Origin of the sequence: Deinococcus hopiensis KR-140 (genome assembly GCF_900176165.1) — a bacterium.
Taxonomy (GTDB): Bacteria; Deinococcota; Deinococci; order Deinococcales; family Deinococcaceae; genus Deinococcus; species Deinococcus hopiensis.
Window position 1 is genome coordinate 208671 of the sequence record NZ_FWWU01000006.1, and the last position, 25981, is coordinate 234651.

Sequence of the window (25981 nt, forward strand, 5' to 3'; positions counted from 1 at the left end):
AACGTGCTGTCCGAGGTGAACTCCCGCCGGTCGGTTCTGGCGAAATGTTCCCGCTGAAATGCACTCTGAAAGCCAGGCGGGCTCAACCCGTCCACCCTGACCCAGCGGACGAGAGCCGCCCTTCAGCGGGCGGACGAGAGGGCCACCCGGGGCGCCGACATATTCCCCCCGTTCCTTCCGCTCACCACTTCCCGTCCAGCGCCCTGATTCTGCGGGTTGTGCGCGCAGTACTCCGGCTGACCGCTTGAACCAGGAGGAAGGCGGGAATTGGCGAACCATGGTGAGGCAAAGAAGCGCGCCAAGTTGGAACAACCCGGCGGTTTTGCGCAGGCCCTCACAAGCGCTGGCCTTCTTTTCCCTAGCGTGTTTTGAATTCCACCGGCCCCTTATTCATCTCGAGGCGTCCGCTCGGGTGAAGCAGGGGACTGCGTTCCGTGCCGAAGCTGGAGTAGCGCTCCACATGGCTGATGCGCGCTTTCTCGCCGGTCAGGTCGATGGCGGACAGGGCGACCCAGAACGAGAAGTGGTTACGCCCGCGCACGGGCGTGCTGACTTCCTGCCCGAGGTCATCAGTGAAGGTGGTGATCGGCTGGTAACTGGCAAACGATCCTATGCCGTTCTCGACCGCGCTATATGCGGCAAATACCACGTGTGCCAGCCGGTCCGGCTGGTGGATCGTGGCCGTCTCCTTGCCAGCTTTGCGGCTGTCGCCCGAAAGCGTGATATACGGCGCGGTGTGGGCGCTGCCTTTGTCGCGGTAGTACACCTTACCTACAGTCCCGTCTTTAAGGACATACAAGGCGTACAGGTCCAGGTCGCCCTGCCCGGTCCAACTGAGCGTGATGGTAATTTGCGCGGCTTTGCGGATGTCCACGGACGCGTTTTTCTTCAGGACGACCTTGCGCTGCGCGGAGGGTGCAGGTGGAGCAGGCTGGCGCGCCGCGGCGGGCAGAGTCTGCCACTTCTTCCACCACTCGGCGAACTCCGACAGCAACTGGTTGTAGAGTTGCTCATCGGGAACGCTGTCGATGTTGTCCACCGTGAAGAAGCCGGAGTTGTCAATCACGCGGCCCTGAAGGGTATCGAGGTGCGCGAGAATACCGTAGTTGGACTTGCCCAGGCCCAGAAACTGCCAGAACAGCGCTTCGTGCGCGCTTTCCTTGATAATCTTCTCGATTTTCTTGCTGGCCGAACCGATGCCGCCGTCGGTGATGAACAGCACCAGCGTGGGCATAACCGCCTCGCCCGCCTGCTGGTCTTCCCGACTCGCGGCGCGGTGCACGCGGAGTACGTCGTGCATGACGGGCGGTTCGTTATTGCCGCCGCCAATATTCCGTACGGCGGGCGTCACACCGCGCTTTTGCGGCATTTCGTTGCCTACGACGCCATGAACGCTGTCCTCATCGAGGTCTCCGACCTGGGCAAAGCTGTCGGCGTAGAACCAGAATTCCATGCTGTTGTTGTCATCGAGCCGCAAAGCCACGGGGATCAGGCGCTCCAGCGTGTCTTGCACACTCCCCCGCGCGTACAGCGGACGCATGCTGCCCGACGCGTCCATGACGACCATAACGCGCGCTTTGACATGCTCGATTCCAGCATTTTTCAGGACAGTGGCCACCTGCTGTTTGCGCAGGTCAATCTTGCTTGCCGAAGGCGCGGCGGGGGCTGGACTGGGTACTGGAGCCGCCGCGCCTGGGGACGCGTCACCGGCCACTTCTCCGCCGAAGTACTGCACGAGGGCCGCCATTCCGCCGTTGAAGCCCTGCTCCACAGCCGCGACGCGCCACGCGCCCTGGTGGCGGTAGATCTCGGTGAGCATCAGGGCGAGTTCCTGCCCGCCGGGCGTCAGGGACTGGGTAAACTCGCCCTGACCTGGAACGCTGAGGTGCACGTCACCCCGCGTCATGCGCCCGATGGGCTGTGAGTCGCTGGTGGCGCTGAGGACCAGGCGCGCAATCCAGTCGGGCAGGCGGTCGAGGTCCACCTGGAAGGTGACGCTCCCGCCCTCCTGGGTCATGCGGATTTCGTTGCCAGGCGATAGAGGCTGGTTGAAAAACGTGAGGTACGCGTCGTCTTTCATCTTGCGGTCTGCGTCCAGCGCGAACAGGCTGATGTCAACGTCCGCATGGTCGACGTGCGCGGTGAGGGTAAGGACCGTCCCCTGGTTTTGCTGGCACAGCGGCAGACGCTGCCCGGTGGTGATGGACGTCATGAAATCTCCTGCGGGGATAAGGGGTGGCTGAAGCGAGCGTGTTGACCGGCAGCCGGCCACCCCAACCTGGATTAGCGTTTCGAATGGGCGCAAGGACGCGAAAGGTTTTGCGCTCTGCCCGTGCGGCTCAGTTTACGGCCCAGCCGCACGCTTTGCAGCCCAATCCCGCCAACACCGTTTAGGGCGTACCAAGGTTGTGAGCAAGGACAGCCAGAACAACGCGGAGCCGCAAACCAGGGGGATCTTCCCCTCAACGGAGCGAACCGGCAGTGGCAAGTTGGGGGCAGAAAACGCCGTGTTGCGCGCTACCTGGGGCGCACAGGAACGGCCCAGGAGGGCTTATGGCAGCCAGAGATGACGCCTGAGCCACCCGAGCACCGAGGGCCGTTCTCACCCGTGAAACAAAAGACAGCTAAGCAACTTCCAAAAGTTCGTTCAACTCCCAAAAGGAACAGTTCCACGCCCCTCTACCTTGTGGAACATGGTTTTTCAGATCATCTGCCGCAAGACCTTGATGGCGACCTCGGCCATCCACACCGTGTCCTGCCTTCAGGTGAAGGCGACCAATCTCTCTGCGCACCCAGTATGGATTGTGGACATGGGCGTGCTGATGGGGGAGCAGCCCGCATCCCTGATTGATCCGTCCTTGCCCTGGGTCCAGTTCGTGCAACGTGACCACGTGTTGCCGGGAGAGATCGGGCCGCACGCGACGTTGACCTTACAGGTTTCGTTCGAGACGCTAACTCGGTTGCGCGACGTGAAAGGGACGCCCAGGCCTCAGCCGTTGCAGGGGTTCATCCGGGAGCAATCCGGCCAGCTGCACCTCAGCGAGCCGTACGTAGAGCAGTAGGGATACACGCAGTGGCAGAGTAAAGGGAGAGCAGCAGCAAGGTCGCCCGCTCTTCTTTGAGGCTTTTGTGTGTACGGTCCGGTGCGGCTTGTTCACAGGCTCGGTTCACAAAAATGCTCCGCTGCCAACAAGAACAAAAACCTTATACGGACTCCGATCAATTCCTGGGCAGAGGCCACCAGTGAAAGAGGGTATGCTGTGTGAGAAGACCGGGTTGCGTCGCTAAGCAAGCCCACTGCTGGGTGAGGGTCTGTGTGAAGTCTTGGAGGGTGTCAAAGCAGCGATTGATCACGGTGTGATCGGTCAAGGCCCGGAGACGTTCGGCGGGTTGCAGCTCTGGGGCATACGGCGGCAAGGTCAGGGTTTGCACGCCTTTTGGATGTCCCTGCCGTGCAGGGAAATGAAATCTCCCGCTGTCCTGAACGACGAGGACATGATGGTCTGAAATTGCAACACCTTGGCGGAGGGTCAGTTTGGGATGGGGATGTGCTCCTCGAAAGCGACCGGGGAGCGGTACCCGAGTGATGAGTGACGGCGCAGCCGGTTGTAGAACACCTCAATCCATTCAAAGACCTCTGTCCTCGTTGAGGCGCGAGGAACTCGCGCCTTGCTCAGTGCCAGTTCAGTCTTGAGAGTGGCGAAGGAGCTTTCCTGGACGCTGTTATCCCAACAATTTCCTTTCCTGCTCATGCGCTGCAACGCCTGACGGTAGGTGGCACTGGCATATTGACTTCCACGATCCGAGTGATGGAGTAGACCAGCGCTTGGTTGTCGGCGACTCAGCGCCATCTGCAACGCTTCCGTGACCAACACGGTCTCCAAACGGTCGTGCATCGCCCAGCCGACGATCTTCCGCGAGTACAGATCCATGACGGTGGCCAGATACAGCCAGCCATCGGTACAGGGTAAATACGTGATGTCAGTCGTCCACTTCTGGTTCGGCCCAGACGCAGAAAAGTCACGGTTCAAGATGTTCTCGGCCACCGGCTGTTCATGCTTGGATTGCGTCGCCGTGCGGAACTTTCGCTTGCAACGAACCTTGAGATTCGCTGTATTCATCAGCCGGCCAATTCGGCGCCGGCTGACCTGAAGCCCGTCTTCCTCGGCCAGGTCCACTTTCAGGCGGGGCGTGCCATAGGTATCCCGACTTCGCTCGAAGTAGAACTTGATTTTCCCTTGCAGCACACCATCCTCCCGGGTATGTTCACTTCCTGGTCTTCCTCGCCACGCGTAATATCCACTCCGGCTGACATCCAACACCTGACACATCCGGTCCACTGGAAACTCATGTCGGTACGTGTCGATGAACTGGAATATCAGGGCTGTTTGGCGAAGAAGCCCAGCGCCTTTTTTAGGATGTCCCGCTCTTGGCGCGTGATTTCCAGTTCTCGCTCGAGCGCTTTCAGGCGGGCTTCCTGAGCACTGAGCGCGGCAACGCCGCGCCCAGGGAACGCGGGACGGCCGGCCTGGTCCTGCTTCTCTTGAAGTTGCCGCCAGCGAACGACGTCGTGAGGCGGAAGACCCAGGTCACGGGCAACCTCAGCACAACTTTTTCCAGTGGTTTTGACGAGCCTGACAGCTTCCTGCTTGAATTCGGTGGAATAGATTTCTCGGGCCTTGGGCATGATGACCTCCAGTGTCGGTCATCCCTAACTCACCCTCCACTCAACCGGAGCAACTTCAGTCCTCACCCGCTCCCACACTGTTGGCAAGGGTGGACATCACGGCTTGGTACGCTTCTTTGTGGAGGACCAGCACCAGCCAGAACCGGCTTTCCCCGCTCTGCGGGTTGGCGAACGCGTAGGTATAGAGCCATTCGTAGCGCGGGTGGACGGGACAGACCAGCGGCTTTCCTGTTGGTCCCCACACCGTACGGAGAATGGGTTGCAAGCCCAGACGATGTTCGTCCATCGCCCACAGGGGGACACGGGAGAGGAGAAGCTCCACGATGCGGAGCTTCTCCTCTCCGACTCTGAAGGCCTCCTTGGCTTCCTCGTCCCCCTTGACGTGTCGGGGGCGTGGTTTTTGCGGCGAGAACCAAGCGGCGTGCCTGAACTCTTAGGTCCGTCCCAGCTAAACGTCCTTGCCGAATTCCTGCTTGATCCAGGCTTGCAGCTGCTTTCCTTCACCATGCCTTGCAGGAAATCCTCGTGCAGAAGGGAAGAAGTGGCTGCCCTTCGATCTGCCGGAGGAATGGGGTCACGGCGCCAATCGTGAAACCCAGATCCGGGGGTTTAACACAGCACCATTTGCTCCTGAGATCTCAGGCCGACAAGGCCAGGTCACGTCTCGGACAGCTTGTGGGTGGCCTGTGAATATTCCCCGAAGTACAGTTCGCGCAGGTGTCCAGGTGCGGACTTCTTCTTGACCAAGACCGGCGAGCAAACTGGAAGGCGCATGGGGGAGAACGGCGCCGTGAGGGCTGCCCCTCCACGGGCAGCGGAATTCGGACGACTGTTCTAAATGTGCATATGTAACACTTGCGAGCTAGGATAATGGTGTGAAGAAACTGCTTATTCTCGGTGCCCTGCTTACTTCCACTGCCGGAGCGAACAGCCTCAGCGCCAACCTGCCCGCCGGTGCGGTCGCCACCCTCGAAACCCAGGGCTTCGGTACCACCGCCACCCGCGTTCTGAACGTCCTCGAAGACACCCTCGACGCACTGCCCGCGCCCCTGAACAAGCTCACCAACACGGCGCAGAACTTGCTTCCCTACCTCAACGGTTCCCTGTTCAACGAAGCCACGTTGGGGCTGTTCACGGTCGGAAGCGGCAAGGGCCCTTACGCCCTGGACTACCTGGTGGTCATGCGCGTGGACAGCGGCATCAACGAGGACTTCCAGGACCTCGCGTCCATCCCTGAGCCCACTGCCCGCGTCGGCCGGTACGGCTTTGCGCGTGACGGTGGCGATTTCGTCGGGCAGACCGGCGACCTGGTGTATATCAGCGGCGACAAGAACCTGCTGATGAACTACCTCGGCAAGCTCAGCGGCAAGGCCGGACCCCGCCTCGGCGAGAGCGCCGCGTACAGCGCCCCCGCCCAGCAGGCTGGAAAGGCCGAACTCAGCGCGTACCTGAACTTCTCCGCGGGCGCGAAGCTCATCCGCCAGACGCTCGCCCAGGAAATTGGCCTCCCGCGCCTGTTTTCACCCATCGTTGACGCGGTGGATACCCTGGGGCAGTGGCGCGGCGGCCTGAGCAGCACTGAAGCGGGCTTCCAGGCCAGCAGCGTCCTCGCCGTCAATCCCGCAGGGAAAGACGCGGCTTTGCGAGCGCTGCTCACCCACACCCGCCCGGAATTTGAGATCACCCGCGTCCTCCCCGCAGACGCCACCAGCGTGAGCGTTAATGCCTGTGATTCCGGCACCGGCGCGTACCTCGGACGCTGGCTCACCCGCATCGATCTCATCGACCCGACAGGCTTTCTCAGCGACACCCAGCTCGCCTCCGAACTCGAAGCGCAGAGCCGCTACCTCGGCGACGAATGCGCCCAAATCACCGTCGCAGACGCGCTGCCGGGCGGGCAGGCCCGCACCGGCGTCCTCGCCGGCCTCTCCTCCATCGTCACCTTCCAGAACGTCACCGACGAGGAGGCGGCCCGCGCCCACGCGGAACGCCTGACCCAGAGCGTCAACGCCGCCCTACGCAGCAGCTTCACCGAACTGCACGCCCTGACCAGCCAGATGGGCGAAAAGAAGGAAGACGCCGCCCTCGCGCCCCTGCTTGCCCTGCTCGATCCCAAGCAGCTCGACGACGTGTCCCTGCACACCGCTTTCAAGGACGGTTACCTCATCACGGCCTTCAGCCAGGCCGCCCTGGACAAAGCCCTGAACGCAGAAGAGACGCTTGCGGACAACGAGGAATTTACCGGCAGCAACCTCACGTCCGGCAACGCCGCCTTCTCCTGGTCCCCCGCACCCAGTGAGGAATTCACCGGAGAGGGGCTGCTCGAAAAACTCCAAGGTCAGCTGCGCGGTAACCCAGCTGAAACGGTCCTCGAAGACCCCGAAATGCAGGAGATGGCTGCGCCGGTGCTGGACGCCTTTGCCAGCGTTCTCAACCGCTACGGCGGCGCGTCCAGCACCACCACCGTCACCGGAACTTCACGCGTGACCCAGGGGCAGCTCAACTTCGACTGGGAGTAACGCAGAGGCGAGGGCGGCATTCCCGCGTGGAATGCCCTCCACCAACGCAAGGCCGCGCCCGTGACAAGGCGCAGCTTTGCGCTGCCCCACCGAAAAAACGTCCAAGCACGTGCCGAGAGCCCTGCACCAACGCGCCTGGAACGGCCAACACCCCCCTTCTCGAAGGGGGGTTGTCCTTGCCCTCAGAAGTTCAGCGCCTGACAAGGCGCGCGGCCACGACGATAAATGTCTCCCCTGCCAACAGCAGCAACCCGAGCATCACCGGCTGCATCTCCACCGTGTACCAGTACTCCGCGTCCACGGGCTGCCGACAGATCCAAGGAAAGGCCCGCGCGCAACTCAGGGACGCAGCGTCGCTGAATTCCGGCCACGCTTCAGGGCCCTCATGTTCAGGAAGACCGTGACGGACGGCCCGTACCCATCGGCGTGCACGGTTACCAGACCCCGCATGAGCGGGTTCGCGCCTCAGCTGCGGCCGCACATGGCTTCGGCGGGACCGAGGTACCACCCGCGTCACCCTCATGGTCTCCAGCCACCGTCTGCCCTGCCGGAAGGTGCCTTGCATTCTTAAAGGAACGTGGAGGCCAGCGCAGCCACAACGGACGCGCCAGACAACAGTTGCATGTTGAGCAGAGGGCTTCTCATAACTCCATTGTCCTACTCGCCCCAGAGAAAAAGACGCTCCCCACGGCGGGAAGGCGGGCGCTCCTTCCCTTCACCCACTGGGCGTGGGTGCCGAAATGGACATGATTCCCACCACCCCGATTGCCGGTCTGGGCGACCACGAAGCCGCGGAGCGCGAGTTCGGGCGGCCCCTGCGCGGCACCCGGCACAACGCTGGATATGAACTGGTCGACCGGCTGCGCCAGCCGTTCGGCTTGACGTGGACGCAACAACCCGGCCACCTCGAAGCGGTCCTCGACCGCGGACGCCTGCCCACAGAAGACCCCGAAGAATGCGGCCTGTTCGGGCTGACACACACCAGCCATCACCATGCCCTGCCCGCCTGAAGGAGCCACGGTGAACCTCAGACCGAGATCCCCCCACGCTTCAAGGCTTGGGTTTTCGTCTGCCCATCTGCCCTCTCCCACAATGTGGGCCTTGGTCGACGGGCGGAGCGTTGAGCCCTCCAGGTTGAGCGAGCCGCCCTGATCCCGTGAGGGGTGGGAGGACCGTGGTCTTCCACGCGCAGCTTGTAGAGCACCGAGGTGCTGGTGGGCCGATCCCAGGCACACTTCCGCCCCCTCGGAGGATGCTTGGACATCCCTCCAACCCACGGTGTCGCTCTCCGTATGTCTTGCCAGGTACGCCGAGCGCAGGTCCCTCTGAAGCCCATCCACCCCGCAAGTACAGGTGTGGACCCGTTGAGAGCGAGGCTTCTTCCTGGCCCCGCAGATGCAGTGCCGGGAGAGTGCCGTCCCCCAGGAACCGGTCCACTGCACCTGGCCGCCGGCTCTCTCCGCCTTGCGTTGAAGCAGCATGGAGAACATCACAGGGGCGTTCCTGCCGGCAGAACGCCCGAAGACCTTCTGCCAGGCTTTCGTGCTCAGCTTCTCGGTTCGGAAGACCCTGCCAAGCTCCAGGAGGTCGTTGGTGGGTTTGCCGTGCAAGGTCTTGCGGTGTTCGGCCAGACGGCGCTGCATCTCCAAGAGCTTGAACCGAGTTCGCCCATAGTCTCGTGAGGAGCGCCAGCTCAGCTTGATGCCGCGCTTGACCTGTCCATCGCTCGTGAAGTTGCCCAAGATGTTCGCCCAGTGTTGACGATCGAGTTTGCGGAACAGTCGCCGGATCTCCCGGTCGTCCTTCTTCAAGGGTCCGCAGAAGCTGGTCAGGAGCGCAGCGTCATCTCCCACGATCGCCAGGCTGGAAGGGCCGATATCCAACCCGACGACGCAACCGTTGGCCACCTTGCCAGGACGCTTCTGGAAGGCAGAGCCTTCCAGCACCAGTTGAGCGAAGTACCGCACCTTGCCCTTGATGACCTTGCGGAGCAACCTCACGTACTTGCAGCGGCTCTGGAAGGCGTGGACATGGTAGGCGTCCGACCCGTCGTACAACAGGCCGAGCTTGAGGCCGCTCCACCGCAACGTCGCCTCCGCAGACTGAAACATCAGGTCCGCCGAACTCGCCTTCCACCGAGCCGAGGGGCGGGGAGAAGGCCTTGAAGCGGGACAAGCCCCGCTTGAGCGTCAACGTGGCCTCACGCGAGGCGAGCTTCTGGACCACATGGGTGTTGAGGAGGTCCGAGAAGCGTCCGTGATGGTTGCAGGTCGCACTGGGAGAAGGAGCAAGACTGCCTGGCCTCGTTGAACTGCCCAGAGATCCCCTTCAGTTCCCGGAGTCTCTGGGCTTTCAGCTTGCTCGGCCAGGTGTCCTCGGGACCCGGTTCCCGGATCATCCGGCTGCCCTCTGCATGCCAGGCACGTTTGGCCTCCATGGCGCAGAGGTAGAGCGCATGAGCCTTCAAATGCGGCTCTCCTGGAGGAGGGCGTTGTACAGCAGTCTGGCCTGCTCGAAGCGCCTGGCCAACCTGGCTATGTCCCCCGGGCCTGAACTGCACCTTCCCAGTGCAGTTCAGGCCCGGGGTCTTCTCGCGCGGCATGGGATCAGGATATTGCCAGGGGGACATCTGGAACGGAGACGCTTGCGTTGTGCGCACACCACCGCCCCATCATTCCTTCATGGCGGGTGAAGTGTTCTGAAGGCTCACCCCTACCAGGGGGCTTCCTGCTTGTCTTTTTAGAAAGTACGTTGAGCTATGTCTGAGCCCTCACCACCCCAGAGAACAGGCTGCCTCACCCTGGGGTTGAAGGCAGGTGGGATCGCCCTCCTGCTGTTCTCGGTCAATGTCGTCTTTTACATCACCGTGTGGGGCCTGGCAGGCTCCGAGAACGACCAACAAGTTCGTACGGTGGCCCTGATTGGCCTCTTCACCGCTGGACTGCTCATTTGGGGAATGTTCCGGTTGGGGCGTTTGGGAAGACCGGCGCGAGTTCCCCCATCGTCGGGTCCACCCTCACCCCTCGAACGCCAGAAGGCCCGGCAGAGCGTCTACCTTCGGTTCTTGCTGCTGCTGCTTGTCGGTGGAGGGTGGTACGCCTATACGTCCTGGGGCCCAAACATTTTTTGAGTCGAAGTCCAAATCAATAGCGGGTCCCCAGAAGCGTGGGGGGGGTGCCGTTGGGGAGCAATCACCGCCCGCAAAAGTTCCCCACCCATAAGGCGGAGGTGAAGTTTCTGGGGGAGAGAGAAACGGCGCGCCAATCACCTCCAGCACCTCCGCCGGCTCCACGTGCTGGCCAGTTGGCTGCGCGAAGGACCTCCGAGAGACTGTGCAGTCAGAAAGCGCTGTCCTGCTGAAGGCTATACGCTCCCCACCAGTTGCCTCCGGGAGGTGGTTACAGTGCAGCGTGACCTCTCCCTCTCCGTCATTGTCAAGTAGCCTCGCAACGCAGGAACAGCACCTCGTCTTCGACCGCTTCGACGCCGATACCGCCTGGCAGATTGGCACCCGTCTGGTGGAACTGGCACGAACGAAAGACAAGCCAGTTGTGATTGACATCCGCCTGTTCTCGCACCCCCTGTTCTACGCGGCTTTACCCAACTCAACGCCCGACCACGCCGAGTGGATTCGTCGCAAACGCAACACGGTGGCGCGCTTCCACACCAGTTCGTATGGCGTAGGCGTAGGTCTGCGGCGGCGTGGCACCACGCTAGAACAGGAGTTCGGCTTGTCCAAGAAGGACTACATTGAAAATGGCGGTTCTTTTCCCATCCGGTTACGGGACTCTGGCGTCATCGGCAGTATTACGGTTTCGGGGTTGCCTGAGGAAGAAGACCACTTGATGGTGGTGCAAGTCCTGTGTGAGACACTGGGAATGGATCTCGCGGCACTCACACGGGGATTTGGTGCTCAGGAAGAGTAATGCCGTACCGATTGCATCACGGCGGTAACCCCCGCCCAAAAATCGGGGGTTACCGCTGTACATGTGTCTTACTTCTTTGCAGCGCGCTTGTCCTTGGGCTTCGCTGCCGCAGTCTTGCGCGAGTTACCGAAGTTCTGGCTCTTCTCGTAACTGCTCCGCAACTTCCGGCGCGCCTCTTCGGCCAGGGCCTTGAAGTCAATCACGCCCTCTTCGAGGTTCTCCAACGTCAGCTTGGGCTTCCCAGAGCCACGAGTGGGGGTAGCGGCCAATTCCTTATTCACACCCACGAACCACTTGCCAAACTTGGAGGACGTCTCAAACATCATGTCCTTCTCGTACGTCTCATCACTGCCGCGCCGCTTGAGTTTCTTGGAAAGCGTGAACCGCTCGGGAAGATCAATGGCGTCGAACCCGCCCTCACGCACAGCATCCCGGAACCGCTTGACAAAGGTACCGCTCTGCCGAGGGGTAGAAAGCTTCTGAATCTACCCGCTTAACTTGGAATAAGGCACAGAGAAAGACATAGAGGATGATTAGTCAAGAAGGCAAGATGTTCAATCTTTTATCCCTTTCACAAGGAACGTCCTTAATCTCCACCAACGCTAGAACTGGATCAAGCGCAGGATGACGTAGACCTCGTTGTTCTCCATCTTCCGGACAGATATATCGAGCATTCTTCCAGCTTTGTTTTTTAGCCGTCGCCCCTGCGTCTCACCGTAGTCCAACTTCATCACGAACGTGTAGCCGTGCTGGGTAAGCTGCTGTACCAGTCGGTCGAGATTAACGGCCCTGGGCTTGACCGTGTACATCTCATACCAGCCCATCTCCTGCCCTGTGCCGAGTGATGATGTCAGGCCCTTCTTAGACATGGTGTACCAGTCGCCGCACTTGGGCGTGTAGCCATTCGGTAACGGCAGCGCACCGCCCGCCATAGAACCTGGCTTCCAGGGGCAGGCCAGAAGAGGAGGGCGGCGGCCACCACAGCGGTTCGTTTCATGGCTTCAAGCTACCTGGGGACGTCAAAACGACGTAAAAACCCTTGTGTGTTCCGGGACAAAGGATGTAGGAACAGATCCAGTCCCAGCGCCCGTGCGGGCTTTACCGTGGAGTGGGGCACCTCTGCCAGGACCACCGCGGGCAAAAGAAAGGCTCCCGCCGAGAAGCGTGGGCCCGTCGTTAAGATCGTGTCATACGGAATAATAATGATTCTCACTCATACGGTTATGAGAGTCATATCCATTTAAGTCCCACCAGACATGATCTAAATCCTCATCATAGATCTAGCAACATATAGGAATCACTTTGGTTCCGTATCTGATGCGTTCTCTCTGGAGCCGCCCACCAGACTGTTGAATGCGGTAGGTGGAGCCATTCTCGAACTGCATGTACCACTTTCCCTCTTCGAGGAAGCGGAGGTTCACCGGTAGGCTCTTTTCCTCTTGGACCGCTCCACGCACCAGGCTGTAAAACCACATCCGTTCCTCAGGCAAGACGAGGGCTGCCGTTCCTTCTCCCTGTGCCTTTGCCGGGGGAGAAGAGGCATCCCCTGCATTTCCCGGAGTTGGTCCAGCACCTCGTCGGCATGGACGTTCGGGACTACTCCTTCCCAGCGGTACGCGATATGGCCTTCCGGCGAAATGAGGAACGTCTCTCTGCGCGTCACGGGAAGGTCTTCTTCGGGCATGGGTTCGCCGAGAACGCCATAGGCGCTGCTCACCGCCTGGTCCGCGTCAGCAACGAGAGGAAAGCTGAGTTGACAGGCGCTCCGAAAACGCTCCTGACTGTGGCGTGGATCGACGCTGACGCCAGCAATCGCAGCGTGAGCCAGGTGAAACTCCGGGTACAAAGCCTGAAAACGCCTGGCCTGCATTTGACAGTGACTGGTCGACGCACGGGGAAAGAAGAAGAGAACCACCCAGCGTCCCCGGTAACTTGACAGGGTCACTGGGCGGCCGTTTTCGTCAAGAGCTGTGAAGTCTGGTGCAGGTTCACCTGTCTGGAGCGCTGGAGTTGCGTTGGGGGCCATGCTGGGCCTCCTCATGCATTCTGCCCCTTGGAATTTGAGGGGATGCAAACAGCATATTCACGGGCAGTGCATGTTTTGGTTGTCGGCGAACTGAAGGTGCAGGTCCCATTTACTGCTGGGGAGGTCGAAAAGTCCCAGCGCAGTGCCCCGTCTGTGCCACGGCGGCCACCCCCCGGAAGGCGGGGGTGAAGTTTCAGGGCGAGGGATGAGGTATTGGACATGGGTATCAGAAGGGCGTCATCTGGGCCAACCATGCTGGGGCATGCGTTCCTTCTTTCTGGCCCTGCCCCTCCTAGCGGCGCTTTCCACCGCCCAGGCAACTGTGCCGGCCCCTTTGAACGGCATCTGGGAGCTGACCCACTTCGCGCCAGCCTCCCGGGCCACTTCGCCTTTTTTAGGCGCGACGATGGTGATTGTGGGAGACCGCATCGGTGGAAAAGTGGGTTGCGGGTCCTACGAGGGCCGCATCACCGCAGATCTTGCCCGAGCCACCGTCCGCGTTGCGCCTGTCCCTCCCGCTCCAACTGTGCGCTGTCTCTACGCGGCCCCTGGTCCCCTGCATGAGGGGCTCAACGCAACGGGCCGGTACATCATCAGTGGAGACACCAGGCTCCTGGTACTGTTCTCAAAGACGGGATGGTTGACCTTCAAGCGCATAGGGTACGTTACGCCAGCCAAGAAGCAGTGACTCGGGCAGCGGCCCAGCGTGGCAACGGGAAAACACTTTCGGCAACGGTTCTCTTGCTGGCTTCTCGGCATATCTTTTGGGCTGAGCGAGAAGGTGAGCGGGATCAACCCCGCGGGGGGCGCCTCACCGGAGGGGTTGACCGCCCTTGTAGAAGGCGCGTTTCCCCTCCGGCCGGAGCCTCCGCTCGTCCTGCGCTTGGCTGGCCTTGGTCTGGAGAACCTTCCTCAGGTTCTCACGCAGTGCGTTTTGCCCACCGGCCGCCGTGGCCGCGAACGGCTGAAGGTTAATGTTCACGTTTCCCCGGTCGTGCCCCCGCAGGTCAACCAGGTCCCGGTAGGCCCCCACCGGCTCGCTGTCGTCGATTTCCAGATCGCCGTCGAGGTCCTGCCACGCCACCGCCTCATACAGACCCGGCGTGAGGCTGCTGTCGAACTTGTAGACGCTCCGCAGCGTGTCGCCACCGATTTCCTCGTACAGGCTGAGGTCCTCGTCCACATCGTTTTCGTTGCCTTCCCGCAGGTGGAGGGCGAACACGAGCGTTTTCAGCGGTGCGGCGGGCGGCTGGGGAAGGGGTTGCGGCGCAGGGGTAGGCTGGGGACCAGGCTGGGCCGTGCCCAGGGCCGCCGCCGCGTCCACCACTCCGGCACCGCAGCCGTTTTGCACACCGCAGTCTGCGGCACTCAGCCCTTGTGCCGTTCCCCGCAGGCGGGCGAGCACCTGCGCAGGCGTGATGCCCGGCTGCGCGCTTAACAGCAGCGCCGCCAGGCCAGCCACCTGCGGAGCCGCCATGCTCGTGCCGTTGTAGGGCGCATAGACGTAGTTCCCGTCCTCATCCTTAACCGTGGAATAGACGCCCCCAGGGTAGTCCTTTCCGCCCACCCTGATCTTGAGCTTCGTGTTGCCGCCCGGAGCCATCACGTCGACCCGCGCACCATAGTTCGAGTACGGCGCGCGTTTGCCGTCGGGCCCAACTGCGCCCACGGTAATCACATGGTTGCAGTTGGCAGGCCAGGCGCCGCCTGCGTCCTCGTCCGAGTTGCCCGCCGCAGCTACCACCGTCACGCCCGCCTGCGCAAGCTCGCTGAACACCTGCTGCGAGAGATCGTCGCAGGGCTTGTCCCCGCCCAGGCTGAGGTTGATCACCGGGGCGGGATGGGCGTTGGTGGGGACGCCCTCCACCTCTCCGCCCGCCGCCCACCACACACCCTCCAGAATGTCGGTCAGGTTCCCGCCTCCCGAGACGCCGAGCACGCGTACCGGCACGATCTTCGCGCCCCAGCTCGCGCCCGTGATGCCTTCCGCGTTGTTGGCGGTGGCCGCGATGATGCCCGCCACGTGCGAGCCGTGGTAGCCCGAGTCGCCGCCCTCATCGTTGGCGTTGGCGTCGCGCCCGTCACCGTCGCCCCCGTTGGCGGCGTCGGAGATGAAGTCGTAGCCTGGCAGCAATTTGCCCACCAGGTCCGGGTGCTGCACCACGCCCGTGTCCACCACCGCCACCGTCACGTCCTGCCCGGTGGTCACGTCCCAGGCCCGCTCCATGTTCATCATCGACTGGTCCCACTGCAGCGCATGCAGGCGGTCATTGGGGGTGGCGAAGGCCCGCAGGGTGGTGTTGGGAATGACGCTCACCACGTCGGTGCGGGCCCCCAGGGCGGTGAGAACGCTTTGGACGGCGGGCGTGGCCTGGCCCTGAAGCGAACCACGAACGGCGCGGTAGAGGTGGTAGCCGAAAAACGTTCCTTGGTCCTGACGCTGCAAGGTGAGGGAGCCCACGCGCAACTCTGCGGCCTGGGCGGCGAGCGAGCCCGGCCTGAACTTGATGAGAAACCCGCCCCCGTCTGCTGTGGGGGCGGCCTGCCCGTAGCGCTCCATCCAGATCTGACGCCCCACGGTGCGCTGAAGGGAGGTCTGGCCTGAGGGGAGAGCCTGGGCCGAGCCGGTTTCCCCACCGGGGAGGCTTACGACGCCCCACATGGTCTGTTTGGCGGGGGTGGGCACAGGAGTAGAACCACCTCCGCAAGCGGTGAGCAGGCTGAGACCCAGGGCCAAGGACGCGCCCAAAACGTTTTTTCTCATAGTGACCTCCCGGAAGTGGAGCTGCCCCTGCGGGCCCTGCACTTCACATGGGGTTAAGGTAGGGACGGGAGAATGGTGAACGGATGACGCGGGAGCTGCGGGGGAGGAGCACCTTCCTGGCCTGATGCTCTGGGTAAAGGTCGGCGCCGGCCCTGGGTGGGGGATCAGAACGTTGGCCCGGCGCGGTCCAGTGACCCTGCTGTACGACGCGCCCTGCGCGAGACGGACGACGCGGGCCTTGCCGCCGCTTCCCCGCTCGCCCACTTTCCGCCGGATACCGAGCATTTGCGGCGTGGTGGGCTTTTGGTGGCAGGAATTGTCCCGCGCGGCGGCCCAGGGTCCCAAACCGCTCCGGGCCCGAGTTTGCGCCACTGTCGGAAGCGCAGGTGGGAAAATGCCCGGAGGGCCAGGACGTTCCCGGGGGCCGCCGCATAGGGTAGGCGACGTTCACAACCTGACCGGGGAACAGCCCCAGCAGGCGCTTGTTCGAGTTCGACGTGGAGGGCGCGTCGAAAGACCAGCCCAGTCACCCTCTGGCCTCCACCTGGCCGGGCAGCCCGGCGGCCTTTCAGGCGCTGCGCTGCCGCCTGGCGGATGGGTGGATGCCCGCGATCAACTGGAGGGCGCGCAGACCGTTCGTGGAGAAGGCCCCGCCCACGAGCGGACCGGGTGGACTCTCCTGGACCAGACGCCTGAAGCCGTCCACCCGCTTCAGCGCTCTGCTGACCACCTGAGGAACGCTCCCCGACCGGCAGAGCGCAAAAGGTGGATGCAGGAGGGTTTTCCTCCAAACCGGGAAAGCCGCCTACCGGCGCACGAACTCGCCGTACAGGTGATCGATGCACTCATCAATGCTGGCGAAGTAGCGGCGCGGGCCGCCCGCGCCTTCCCGCACCGAGGCCCGCCATACCGGGGGATAGCTGGGGCTGGGGCTGAGCACCTCGTTCGCGCCTTCGTGCCAGATGCGCAGGACATACACCCGTCCCTCCTGAGACAGACTGGATTCTTGTGGGTCTTGCCGTTCCATAGGGACCTCCCGGAGGGGCGCCAAACCTCTGCACTTCCCCTCGACGGGCCCACGTTATGGGGAAGACGATGATGCGCGCATGACGCCGCGGCCGCCGTGTCATTCCCACATCATCCGGGGCCCTTTACGGTGCCGGACATGAGCCTCCTCAGGCCCACCCTGCTGCCCGGACTCCACGCGCTCACTGGTCCTCGGCGCGCAGGCGGCCTGGGCTGCACCCCCTTTTCTCCACCTTGGGCAAAGGGAGCCGACTGAACTTCACCCTGCTGAAGGCCAAGTACAGCGGGAGCTGGCCTTCCGCACGCCGCAACGAGGCCCGTTCCCGCGCGTTTCAGACCGGCCTGTGCGGCTAACGCGCCGTGGGCTTCCAGTAGGGGGCCTTTCTGGAGGGCCGCCCCGCGGCCGGTCTCGGCGTCTTTTCCGACGGAGCCGGGCTGCTGCAGTCCCAGCGCGTCGTCACCCACCCGGACTGCCGGCGGAAGGGCCTGTGCGGCGCGCCGCCCTTCCTCGCGGAGCGGAGTGAACTTGCGAAGCTGCGCAGCAGGGGGGACGGAACGGATGATCCGCAAACTGTATGAGAGGCTGCGCTCCGCGTTGGGAGTGCACGTTCCAGCCAACGCCCAACTGTAGTTGTGTCTTTGAACGGCATCAAGAACACCGGGGCGTGTTCTCGGCCTGAAGGGTACGGGGACGGCTGGATTGGGAGACGCTCCCTCCGGGCATGTCTGCTGGCCAAGTGGATGCCTCCAGCGCACAGCGGTACCCATGAGGGTAACGGTCAGTCCAGCGGGCCTAGACCCCCCAGCATCGCCAGGACCAGGTCTTTTTTTCTGCCCATCAGGGCACTGCTCAGGGCCGTCATGCCTTCTTCGGAAAGCGCGCTCAACCCCTCACGTTCGTCTGCCGTCAGATCCCGCCGGAACAGCATCTTGAAGGCGCTGATCAGCGCCTCGCGGCGATCTGCAGGTTGTTCCGGGACGGTCAGCAGGGGAAGCTGCTGGCCCAGCACGGCCGCCTTGCGGCGTGGAGCGGACCCCGCTCTGGTGCCGGCGGCCGTGCTGACAAGCACTGGCTTTTTTTCTTCGATATAGCGGTCCGGGCGCCGAACTGCATCGACCATCACAGCGGCCCGGCTCCGTGGAACGTAACCGTTGCTCATCCGCGCTTTGACGGCTTCAACGGCAGGCCGGATACGGTCAGGATGATCGGTCACAAGCGCTTCAGCGACGGGGCGGGTCACCCCCTGTTCCAGAAGGAGCGCCACCAGTTCGGGATCAGCGTGGGTCCTGTGGAAGTAGTACGTCAGGCGCGTCTTCATGCCGCGTCCGGCCCACGCCACGTCACGCAGGTAGCCGTTCTGGATCATGCGCTCATGGGCCCGGTGCAGGGTGTCTTTGGCACTGTCGATGCGCCCGGTGATGCCGCATGCGGAGAGCCAGTCGCTGAGGGTGACGCTCAGCTCTCCGGCCAGAGAGCCGTCCAGTTGTACGCGGTGGGCCTGTAAGACGCGGTAGAGGCTGCGCGCTCCAGGTTGACCCAGGCGTTCGAGCATCTCCGCGTCCAGCAACTGATAAGCGCCTGCTCGGATACTGGAGGCGAAGGCGGGCGTCAGGTAGATGCGCAGCGTGGCCTCAGGGTCAAGTTCTTGCGTTCCCACGGACGTTCGGAGCGCTTCGCGCATGTCGACCTGTGAGAACAGACCGGTGATGCTTGTCTCGATTTTGGCCTGTGAGCGCGCGGTATTCCACTCGTAGCGGCTGTGGGTCCAGCGCACACCCTCGGTACGCAGCAGGCTCTCTTTAAGACGCGCGTACATTTCCCCGTTGGTTCCGTGTCCACTTAGCTTCAGCAGGCCGTAGGGCGTGGTCTCCACCAGACCGTTGTCAGGACACCCTGCCCAGAAAAAGAGCGTCTGAACGGCCAGCAGGACGTCGGCATCGATGCCGTGCGGACGTCCAAGCGCTGCACGGCCTTTGACCCGGTATTCGATGGATCCGATCTGGAATTCCTCTTCCCATTCCGTTGCAGTTATTGGAAGGTTGCGCAGGACGCTGATGACGCCGATGCGGCTCAGATCCAGTTCACTGATACGTTCGGGAGGCTCATTCCCCATGATTGATTATATCTTCAAAGAAAAAGAAATAAAGATTGAATGATCATCATCAAGGAAACAGTCTCGGTGCCTGAGCGGCGGCTTTTCTCGTCTTTTCTCCAGACTCCTGCCGATACTTCTGGGGCTCAATTCCAGACTCCTGCCGACAGTTGGATTCCCAAATTCCAGACTCCTGCCGACAGTTGGATTCCCAAATTCCAGACTCCTGCCGATAGCTTTTCCAGACTCCTGCCGGTACTTTGACTGGTCCTGCAGCCAATCTGAGGGGAGCTGAGAAGCCGAATTCCAGACTCCTGCCGACAGTTGGACTCCCGAATTCCAGACTCCTGCCGATAGCTGGATTCCCAAATTCCAGACTCCTGCCGATGGTGGGCGGTGCGCCCCTGAAGAGTGGTGTACACGGAAGTTTCAGCGCCTTTTCCAGACTCCTGCCGAGAGAAGGGACGGAGCAATTCCAGACTCCTGGCGATACCCACCAAGCGCCTGAATTCCAGACTCCTGCCGACAGATGTGAGGTTCCCACCGGAAATTCCCGTTCTGGACTTACCTCTGGTGGGTCAATGGGACGCTGTTCATCCCGCACAGCCCACTTCTTCCAGACTCCTGGCGATACCCCGCGCAGGTAGGCGGCGCGGGCCTTTCAGGCACTCCTGGGCCGTCTCGGCGGCGAGACGGCCCAGCCCAGCAGAAGGTGGGCCTCGCCGAGAAGGCGCAAAGACCAGGGGCCCCGCATAATGCCTCGCAGGAACGGTAATATGTTCCCCTATCTCCTGGGGAAGGAGTTCCAGAAGTAAACGCCTTCCCCCTGAGGGAAACACCACGAGCGAACAGCGAACGAAAGAAACTGCCTCGGAAAAATGCCCCACGTACGAACGCCCCACCCTCATGCCAATGGGAACATGGATCGCCCTGTCCCTGCCGGGAGGTGCCCGCTTCCCGGGTATGCCGCAGGATTTGCGGGAGTCTCACTGAGATTTCCAGGGCCAGCAGCATGAACGGCAGCGCCCAGAATCCCTGGGCGCGCCGGTTGAGCCTGAGCGTCTGGGTACTCCGCTTGCTGCGCGACGCATTCGCAACTTCCCGCGCGCTTCGTGTGGGAGACGACCCCCGGGCGCATCTGCAGCGCTGGCCGGCAAAGGCACGGTAGAGCGCGGACCTGAGCCCGGAAGCCCTGAGTGGCCTGCTGGACGCGGCTGCGTAGCTAACAGCACGGCTGTACCCGGGGTTGCGTAAGCGCGGCGCGGGGAAGACACGCGCGTACCTCAGTTACCGTGCGTTGCAGCGGAGGGGCTTTCCGGCAGCCTTCATCAGCGGCCTGGCGCGCACCCCGCAGGGGTGCAGGGGCACACCTGGGCGGAGAATACGGTGGGCCTGATCCCTGAATACCGGGAACCGTTCAACCGGGAGCGGTTTGCTGTACAGATCGCGTATCCCCCGGCTGCCCTCCTGAAAGTTTGAGGGACCTTTGGGAAATTCAGGGAAGAAATGAAAAAGCCCCTCGCGACGAGCTCAAGCTGGAGCAGGGGACCTTCTTTGATGGCGTTACGGGCTGATAGGTGGAACTCACAGAGAAAGGGTATGGGCCCTGCATTCGCCCCTGGCTTTCTATGGCCCGCCGTTCTTTCCTTCTTTATCGCCCAGTAGGTCGCGCCCGCGCAGGCAGGTCATGCAAGCTGTTCGGGCCATACTTCTGCAGTCGGGGTTTGACCCCGCCCGTGGAGGCCACCAGATCACGTGCCAGGATGCGCAGGGCCTGCGCCGGGAGATAGAGCGGCACAGGCTGATGGACCGACGCAGCAGCACGGCTGGCACCAGGATCACCAGCTCGCGGGCCGAGGTGCGTTTGATCTGAGGCAGCCTTTCGGACCAGGTCGTTGATGCGGGGCACCACTCCGTCCAGCAGGGCGGTCAGCTCGCCGCCGTCCACCGCGTCTCAACGGGCAGCGGCTGCCGGGACCCCTCGGGGCCGTGCTGCCAGACCTGCACCGCACCTTCACCGTGCCACTTTGAGGGTGGCTGCCCTCCCCCGTACCGCACGGGCGGGAGGGCACTCCTGTGGCTCAGCCCTGTGGCGGGGGAGGGGCATAGACGAGCTCAAACCGCTCGCAGAACACGAGGCTTTCGCCGTTGAATTCAATGCCCAGCCGCTGGGCTTCCCGACCAAAGTAGCGTCTATGCCCTTCTTGCCAGACTTCCAGCGAACGGTCCCCTTCTGCTTCGTCCCATGCAAACGCTGCGTCAACAGCGGCGAAGGGGACGCGCCTCACCTCTACCGTTCGAATGATGGCCCTGGGCGTTCCCCGTCCGTCCAGGACAACTGAGACGTCTCCCGGCTGCGGTTCTGCCTCTCCGTCCAAGGCAAAACCCTCGACGAGTGTGGCCGTTGCCCGCTTTTCGCCGTAGAGAACAAGGGCAAGCAACTCGTCTTTCAAAGCGGGACTGTCCCCGAATGCAAAGACGTACTGTGGCTGGAACTGCTCTCCAGTCTGCTCTTCAGCTTGACGGACGAAGGCATGCACATGCGGGCTCAACTTCATGGGGAGGAATGTAGTGCACATCCTTTGGGTGCAGCAATCCGTGCTTTGCGTAACCCTCAACAGCTCAGCAACTTCGTGTTGGAGGTACGCAGATGACCCCTCCCGTCAGTTCCGACCTCGTGAAGGCCGCCCTTAAGAGCCTTTCCGGAAGATGTTTTCAGTGGTGCAACGGGGCCGGGTCTGCGTCAGCTGATGAGGCAAGCGCAAAGCCCGGATACAGGTTTTGACGCTTCTCCCAGCGCGTATGGATACGGCGGAAACGGTTGAACCAACGGTGGCTCACCTCGACCTTCCTGTGCAGAACGGACGCGCCTGACAGGACTCTGTCAGAGTTCAAGGCCGTGTAGGCGCAGGTTGCCGCGTCAGCGATGCTTTTGGCATGACAATTCCTCGAAGCTGGCAACGGGCGTTTGGCGGCTTCCTGTCCCCTTCCCTGAGCCTGCTGGACCAGGCAGCAGGCGTAGAGCCGCACGGTGCCGGTGCATCCAGGCCGCCCCGATCGTGTGCTGTGCACGCCACGTTCAGGCCGGGCGGCATAAGGCGATCCGCAAGACCCCCGGGGGCAGCAGCAGCACGCCGACCTCAATCGCGGTTTTCTTGCCCCATCCATAGCTATGGCGTCGATGGAGCTGCCTAGGTCGTGGGGTACTGCACCACTTGAATCGGGTCATTGTTCGGGTCAAGCAAGATGACGTCGGTGCCGCCCCAAGCGTGCGTCGTTCGTGGTGAGACAAGCGGCCGGCCCGCCCGAAGCAGCACCCGACTGTCACGGTCAACGTCGGTGGTGCTGAAGCTGAGGTAAAACGGTGCTTGCGTGCGGTACTTAACGGGCGTGAGCCGCTCTGGAGCGGCCTCGAGCAGCAGACGCGGGCGGTCAGGGTGCTGCTGTACGACCACGTGGCCGGCCGAGTTGACGCGCACCTGGAAGTCGAGCGTCTCCGTCAGAAAGGACAGGTACTGCGCGGGATGGGCGCAGCGAAGTTCCAGCGCCGCGACGGTTGGAGGTGCGCCAGTGCTGTCGTGTGCATGATCGACTTCTTCGAGCAGGGCCCAGGTTGCGCCGCCAGGTAGGCGAAGGTACGTGGCGCGCCCAAGCGGTGTGAGGTGCTCGGCGGTGAGTGTGGTGTTCACGGCCGGATCACGGTGCAGATGGTCCAGGGTACGGTTCAGGTCATGAGTGCGGATCATTGGGATCACGCTTTGGTGACGGTCCGCAGGAACGTACGGACCGTCACCGAACAGTTCGACCTTGAGGTTGGCTGCGTGAAGGAACGCCCAGTTATCGGTCCGATCACCCACACCGAACCCGAAGATGCGACTCAGCACGTCAAGCGCAAGGTCAAAATGCACCTGTGGAACGTTGATCCCGAGAAAATCGAAGTTCATAGGTCTCCTTGTCGTCGTTGAGAGGAAGATGCCCTGTGGTACGGGAAAGGCGAGCGGAATCATGGGTTTGGACATTCTTGAAAGCGATGAGATTTACCGTGACAGCCAGTGAACCCCTGCCTGTCGCAAGTCATGGCCCTCCAGCACCCCGCGCCAGCCACGCATTGATGCGCACGCACCACCGTACCGCCCACGAAGTGCATTGACCAGTCGAGCTGGCCTTTCAGGTCAGCCTGCCGCTGAAGCTCAGCCCACACCTTCTGCAAAATGCCTTGAGCAGTCCACGGACGGAAGCGGCTATGGATCGTCGTCCATTTACCAAATCGTTCAGGAACGTCTCGCCTTGGAGCACCCGTTCGTAGAACCCACACGATGCCGCTAACAATGGGTCGATGCTAAAGATACGGGCGTCCCTGGCCGGTGAGGGGTGGCAACAGGGGTCCCAAACGCTCCCACTCCACATCTGAAGATCAATTGCGTAGTTGAGAGGGAAGGGAGCAGGCGAAGGGTCTACCCTTCGCCTGCCCTCTTGTGATGCCGCTAGGTGAACTGTGGTGCCCGTGAGGCGTGGCGGAGATTGACCAAACCGGTGACGCATCCCCAGAACAAGCCGTGCCGCTGGGGAGCGTTGCGGTAGAACTCGCGGCAGACTCGGAACTTCTTCACCCGACACAGCGCGTTCTCCACCGCAATTCTGACCTTGGAGATCTGCCGATTCAATTCCCGGTCCTCCACGGAAAGACAGCCCCCTTTGAATCGCTTCCTGGGCACGATGACTTCGTGCTGCGGACAAAGCTTTTCCAGTCCGGTATAGCCTTGGTCACCCCACAGACGGCTGCCTCGGGGCAGCCGGGGCAACAACCTCGATTGCTTGAGAAGCTTCATATCGTGGAGGCGACCGGGAGCCGTTGCGCTCAGATGGACGATGTGCCCTTCTGGAGTCACCGTGATCTGGGTCTTGAGGGTGTGCGTGCCCTTCTTCGCGCTGTAGAACTTCTTCTTGTCTTTCGGGCGTCCCACCGCCTTTTTCCCTGCCCCGTCACCCTTCTTTCTTTTCGGCTGTCCTCGAGGCCGCTCTGTCCCATTGACAATCAGGTCAGCAAGATCAGGGAAGGCTTCCAGAACATCTTCGAGGGTGCGCAGCCGACGCTGGGATGTCGCACCCTCAGTTTTCTGGGTGTTGAGCGTCCGTGCCCGGAGAGGAGCAGGCAAAGCCTGCTCCAGGAGGGGAAGGAGGGCATGAATGTTGCGACAGACGTTGACGGCATCCATCTCGAACAGCACACCCAACAGATGCATCGGAAGGGAATGGCGGAGGTAGACCAGGGTCAGCAGCAATCGGTGAGGAACATCGAGCTTGAACTGTCGCCCTGCTCCAATCCGGCGTTGCCGTCCCTCTCGCAGGAGGGACCGGCGATGGGCTCTCTCCCAAAGGGGTTCAAGTTGGGTCGTCAGCTCCCGAAATTCACTTGGGCTCAACCCACAGAAAGATTCAAAGGAACGGGGCCGCTGGCTCAGTCGCTCGACGCGCAACACCCTCCATTCTCCCTCTTACCCCTCTACTGCGCAACGAGTCTTGAATCCACGTCAGGTCCGTCATTTCTCTCGTGCACTCGGCCAGCACGCGAAAACAGACCGGCTGGATGCCGTGCTGCTGGCTCGGTTTGCTCAGACCCTGCAACCCGAAGTCCAAGTGCCTGGAGATGCGTCGCAACGCGCGCTGGAGGCATTGCTGGCCCGCCGACGTCAGGTCGTTGATCTCCTGACCATGGAACGCAACCGACTGCACAGCAGTCGGGATCCGTATGTACAGGCTAATCTACAAGAGGTGATCGGAGAGCTCGAAGGACGTCGAAAACAGCTCGACCAGGCCTTGCAACAAGCGGTGCAATGCGATCCGAAGTTCCAGGCCACGTACACCATGCTGACGTCGGCACCAGGGGTCGGTCCAGTCATGGCATTCACGTTGCTTGCTCAACTTCCCGAGCTGGGCTCGCTCTCCAGGCAGAAGATTGCCAACCTGGTTGGCGCCCTGCCCACTCAACCGGGACAGTGGCAAAGCCCGTGGTCACCGAAAAATCTGGGGTGGACGCGCTGAGGTGCGTCAAGTGCTGTACATGTCAGCGGTCTCAGCGGTGCGCTGGAATCCAACGCTCAGGACCGTGTTTGATCAGTTGATCCAGAAGGGCAAACCGACGAAAGTCGCGCTGGTCGCCTGTATGCGCAAATTGCTGGTCTACCTGAATGCCAGGGTACGTGATCAGATCCCCTGGCATGTTCAACCTGCTCCCTGGCCGACATTACGCCTTGCCGCCTTCTCAACCGAGGAGGTGGGTCGTGCGTTGTGCCGGCACGTCGTGTGTGCCGGTACAACCACTGCCCACCCCTCGACCTTTACCCCTTGACGCCCAACACAATTGCTAATCAGATACCGCGGCTCCTTAAACCCTGCTCCTGCTTTACCAGCTTGACTTGTCGTCGCCTGAGCATGGTTGCCGACCAGACAAAGCAGGAAAATCAGTGCCATTTGCAGTCTGTTCACAATGCCTCCGCAGCGACGCAACATGAGAAGGTGGGCATAAAAAAATCGTTGCGAAAGACGCGAACGAGACTCTGCCAGATACTCTTTGGAACCCAGGGCTTGTCCTGGCCCGGAGATTGATTCAGGGTTGTGCTGTTTAGCCTCAGACGCGCTTTGATCTCCTGTAGCTCAGCGAGCACTTTGACCAGGTGGCTTCCAATTTCTTGCAGTTCGGGCAAGCGTCGTCGGAGATCCCCCTACTTTACCCGCTGCGCCAAGGCCAGGTCCCCGCGGAGCAGTTACCAGTCAGTAGCGGGATGATCCGGAAACCGGATGTTCCGTTTCGTCCGCTCCGGTGCTTCCACGCGTCTTCGTCACCGTTTTTCCTGCCCGCTCTGCAGGGCAACGTTGCACGTCCGCTCGGATTGGCCCGTGGTTTCACCACGGATGAACCGGAATCCTTGTGAAAGGGCGC

At 62.0% G+C, this 25981-nt stretch carries 23 protein-coding genes and 1 pseudogene; 9 read left to right on the plus strand and 15 right to left on the minus strand.

Annotated features, from left to right (window positions below):
- Positions 1 to 358: 358 nt before the first annotated feature.
- The gene (locus B9A95_RS07655) at positions 359 to 2212 is read right to left on the minus strand and encodes a VWA domain-containing protein (protein WP_084046337.1); all 1854 of its coding nucleotides are present in this window, start codon (positions 2210 to 2212) and stop codon (positions 359 to 361) included.
- Between the two features lie 481 nt (positions 2213 to 2693).
- Between B9A95_RS07655 and B9A95_RS07660 the strand changes: the two genes are divergently transcribed.
- Positions 2694 to 3062, plus strand: coding sequence for a hypothetical protein (locus B9A95_RS07660; RefSeq protein ID WP_084046338.1), 369 nt, complete (start codon positions 2694 to 2696; stop codon positions 3060 to 3062).
- A gap of 468 nt (positions 3063 to 3530) precedes the next feature.
- On the opposite strand, the pseudogene B9A95_RS07665 reads toward B9A95_RS07660, so the two are convergent.
- Positions 3531 to 4687 (minus strand): annotated as a pseudogene (locus B9A95_RS07665) (IS3 family transposase).
- A 55-nt stretch (positions 4688 to 4742) separates the two neighbouring features.
- Entirely contained in the window at positions 4743 to 5009 is a 267-nt protein-coding gene (locus B9A95_RS07675) for a hypothetical protein (RefSeq protein WP_084046341.1), read from the minus strand.
- A gap of 553 nt (positions 5010 to 5562) precedes the next feature.
- Here B9A95_RS07675 and B9A95_RS07680 point away from each other — a divergent pair.
- The gene (locus tag B9A95_RS07680) at positions 5563 to 7206 is read left to right on the plus strand and encodes a hypothetical protein (protein WP_084046342.1); all 1644 of its coding nucleotides are present in this window, start codon (positions 5563 to 5565) and stop codon (positions 7204 to 7206) included.
- A 641-nt stretch (positions 7207 to 7847) separates the two neighbouring features.
- On the opposite strand, the gene B9A95_RS07685 is transcribed toward B9A95_RS07680, so the two are convergent.
- Positions 7848 to 9317, minus strand: coding sequence for a hypothetical protein (locus tag B9A95_RS07685; RefSeq protein ID WP_084046343.1), 1470 nt, complete (start codon positions 9315 to 9317; stop codon positions 7848 to 7850).
- Between the two features lie 647 nt (positions 9318 to 9964).
- On the opposite strand from B9A95_RS07685, the gene B9A95_RS07690 reads away from it, so the two are divergent.
- Together B9A95_RS07690 and B9A95_RS07695 are read left to right on the plus strand one after the other, a co-directional pair.
- Entirely contained in the window at positions 9965 to 10336 is a 372-nt protein-coding gene (locus B9A95_RS07690) for a hypothetical protein (protein ID WP_084046344.1), read from the plus strand.
- Between the two features lie 280 nt (positions 10337 to 10616).
- On the plus strand, positions 10617 to 11132 hold the full coding sequence (locus B9A95_RS07695; RefSeq protein ID WP_212648271.1) for a heme-degrading domain-containing protein: 516 nt from the start codon (positions 10617 to 10619) through the stop codon (positions 11130 to 11132).
- A 68-nt stretch (positions 11133 to 11200) separates the two neighbouring features.
- On the opposite strand, the gene B9A95_RS07700 is transcribed toward B9A95_RS07695, so the two are convergent.
- From B9A95_RS07700 to B9A95_RS07710, 3 genes are all read right to left on the minus strand, one after another.
- Positions 11201 to 11557 carry a hypothetical protein gene (locus B9A95_RS07700; RefSeq protein ID WP_342744571.1) on the minus strand — a complete coding sequence of 119 codons (357 nt, stop codon included), beginning with the start codon at positions 11555 to 11557 and terminating at the stop codon, positions 11201 to 11203.
- 177 nt (positions 11558 to 11734) lie between these two features.
- Complete coding sequence (locus tag B9A95_RS07705; protein ID WP_139806578.1) at positions 11735 to 12001, minus strand: hypothetical protein; 267 nt, start codon at positions 11999 to 12001, stop codon at positions 11735 to 11737.
- A 548-nt stretch (positions 12002 to 12549) separates the two neighbouring features.
- Positions 12550 to 13173, minus strand: a complete 624-nt coding sequence (locus B9A95_RS07710; protein WP_342744572.1) for a peroxiredoxin — start codon at positions 13171 to 13173, stop codon at positions 12550 to 12552.
- A 247-nt stretch (positions 13174 to 13420) separates the two neighbouring features.
- Between B9A95_RS07710 and B9A95_RS07715 the strand changes: the two genes are divergently transcribed.
- Entirely contained in the window at positions 13421 to 13846 is a 426-nt protein-coding gene (locus tag B9A95_RS07715; protein WP_084046348.1) for a hypothetical protein, read from the plus strand.
- A 123-nt stretch (positions 13847 to 13969) separates the two neighbouring features.
- Here B9A95_RS07715 and B9A95_RS07720 read toward each other — a convergent pair whose 3' ends face one another.
- Positions 13970 to 15844, minus strand: coding sequence for a S8 family peptidase (locus B9A95_RS07720; RefSeq protein WP_170928507.1), 1875 nt, complete (start codon positions 15842 to 15844; stop codon positions 13970 to 13972).
- Between the two features lie 560 nt (positions 15845 to 16404).
- Here B9A95_RS07720 and B9A95_RS07725 point away from each other — a divergent pair.
- Complete coding sequence (locus B9A95_RS07725; protein ID WP_084046350.1) at positions 16405 to 16656, plus strand: hypothetical protein; 252 nt, start codon at positions 16405 to 16407, stop codon at positions 16654 to 16656.
- A 71-nt stretch (positions 16657 to 16727) separates the two neighbouring features.
- Here B9A95_RS07725 and B9A95_RS07730 read toward each other — a convergent pair whose 3' ends face one another.
- On the minus strand, positions 16728 to 16949 hold the full coding sequence (locus B9A95_RS07730; protein ID WP_084046351.1) for a hypothetical protein: 222 nt from the start codon (positions 16947 to 16949) through the stop codon (positions 16728 to 16730).
- 778 nt (positions 16950 to 17727) lie between these two features.
- Positions 17728 to 19062 carry a replication initiator protein A gene (locus B9A95_RS07735; protein ID WP_084046352.1) on the minus strand — a complete coding sequence of 445 codons (1335 nt, stop codon included), beginning with the start codon at positions 19060 to 19062 and terminating at the stop codon, positions 17728 to 17730.
- A gap of 39 nt (positions 19063 to 19101) precedes the next feature.
- Here B9A95_RS07735 and B9A95_RS31800 point away from each other — a divergent pair, with 39 nt between their 5' ends.
- Positions 19102 to 19305: a hypothetical protein gene (locus B9A95_RS31800; RefSeq protein ID WP_139806580.1), complete on the plus strand. Its 204-nt coding sequence runs from the start codon at positions 19102 to 19104 to the stop codon at positions 19303 to 19305.
- Positions 19306 to 20692: 1387 nt separating this feature from the next.
- Here B9A95_RS31800 and B9A95_RS07740 read toward each other — a convergent pair.
- The 5 genes from B9A95_RS07740 to B9A95_RS07760 all read right to left on the minus strand — a co-directional run bounded on the left by B9A95_RS07740 (position 20693) and on the right by B9A95_RS07760 (position 24518).
- Entirely contained in the window at positions 20693 to 20989 is a 297-nt protein-coding gene (locus B9A95_RS07740; protein ID WP_084046353.1) for a hypothetical protein, read from the minus strand.
- Positions 20990 to 21122: 133 nt separating this feature from the next.
- Positions 21123 to 21599: an ASCH domain-containing protein gene (locus B9A95_RS07745; RefSeq protein ID WP_084046549.1), complete on the minus strand. Its 477-nt coding sequence runs from the start codon at positions 21597 to 21599 to the stop codon at positions 21123 to 21125.
- A gap of 633 nt (positions 21600 to 22232) precedes the next feature.
- Positions 22233 to 22985 carry a VOC family protein gene (locus tag B9A95_RS07750; RefSeq protein ID WP_084046354.1) on the minus strand — a complete coding sequence of 251 codons (753 nt, stop codon included), beginning with the start codon at positions 22983 to 22985 and terminating at the stop codon, positions 22233 to 22235.
- A 59-nt stretch (positions 22986 to 23044) separates the two neighbouring features.
- Positions 23045 to 23371 (minus strand): transposase, encoded by a 327-nt coding sequence (locus tag B9A95_RS36875; protein ID WP_425429922.1) that lies wholly within the window; start codon positions 23369 to 23371, stop codon positions 23045 to 23047.
- A 154-nt stretch (positions 23372 to 23525) separates the two neighbouring features.
- The gene (locus B9A95_RS07760) at positions 23526 to 24518 is read right to left on the minus strand and encodes a transposase family protein (protein WP_084046550.1); all 993 of its coding nucleotides are present in this window, start codon (positions 24516 to 24518) and stop codon (positions 23526 to 23528) included.
- A gap of 43 nt (positions 24519 to 24561) precedes the next feature.
- Here B9A95_RS07760 and B9A95_RS07765 point away from each other — a divergent pair, with 43 nt between their 5' ends.
- Positions 24562 to 25083 carry an IS110 family transposase gene (locus B9A95_RS07765; RefSeq protein WP_084046355.1) on the plus strand — a complete coding sequence of 174 codons (522 nt, stop codon included), beginning with the start codon at positions 24562 to 24564 and terminating at the stop codon, positions 25081 to 25083.
- Positions 25010 to 25390 (plus strand): transposase, encoded by a 381-nt coding sequence (locus B9A95_RS36880; RefSeq protein WP_170928509.1) that lies wholly within the window; start codon positions 25010 to 25012, stop codon positions 25388 to 25390. Before B9A95_RS07765 ends, B9A95_RS36880 begins: the two co-directional genes overlap by 74 nt.
- Positions 25391 to 25981: the final 591 nt, after the last annotated feature.

Bases quoted from the DNA above. Each gene is read 5' to 3' on its own strand.
- B9A95_RS07655 (WP_084046337.1), bottom strand. From the start codon at position 2,212: ATGACGTCCATCACCACCGGGCAGCGTCTGCCGCTGTGCCAGCAAAAC.
- B9A95_RS07660 (WP_084046338.1), top strand. From the start codon at position 2,694: ATGGTTTTTCAGATCATCTGCCGCAAGACCTTGATGGCGACCTCGGCC.
- B9A95_RS07685 (WP_084046343.1), bottom strand. From the start codon at position 9,317: ATGTTTCAGTCTGCGGAGGCGACGTTGCGGTGGAGCGGCCTCAAGCTC.
- B9A95_RS07690 (WP_084046344.1), top strand. From the start codon at position 9,965: ATGTCTGAGCCCTCACCACCCCAGAGAACAGGCTGCCTCACCCTGGGG.
- B9A95_RS07705 (WP_139806578.1), bottom strand. From the start codon at position 12,001: ATGTCTAAGAAGGGCCTGACATCATCACTCGGCACAGGGCAGGAGATG.
- B9A95_RS07710 (WP_342744572.1), bottom strand. From the start codon at position 13,173: ATGAGGAGGCCCAGCATGGCCCCCAACGCAACTCCAGCGCTCCAGACA.
- B9A95_RS07715 (WP_084046348.1), top strand. From the start codon at position 13,421: ATGCGTTCCTTCTTTCTGGCCCTGCCCCTCCTAGCGGCGCTTTCCACC.
- B9A95_RS07730 (WP_084046351.1), bottom strand. From the start codon at position 16,949: ATGGAACGGCAAGACCCACAAGAATCCAGTCTGTCTCAGGAGGGACGG.
- B9A95_RS07735 (WP_084046352.1), bottom strand. From the start codon at position 19,062: ATGGGGAATGAGCCTCCCGAACGTATCAGTGAACTGGATCTGAGCCGC.
- B9A95_RS31800 (WP_139806580.1), top strand. From the start codon at position 19,102: ATGATCATCATCAAGGAAACAGTCTCGGTGCCTGAGCGGCGGCTTTTC.
- B9A95_RS07745 (WP_084046549.1), bottom strand. From the start codon at position 21,599: ATGAAGTTGAGCCCGCATGTGCATGCCTTCGTCCGTCAAGCTGAAGAG.
- B9A95_RS07750 (WP_084046354.1), bottom strand. From the start codon at position 22,985: ATGAACTTCGATTTTCTCGGGATCAACGTTCCACAGGTGCATTTTGAC.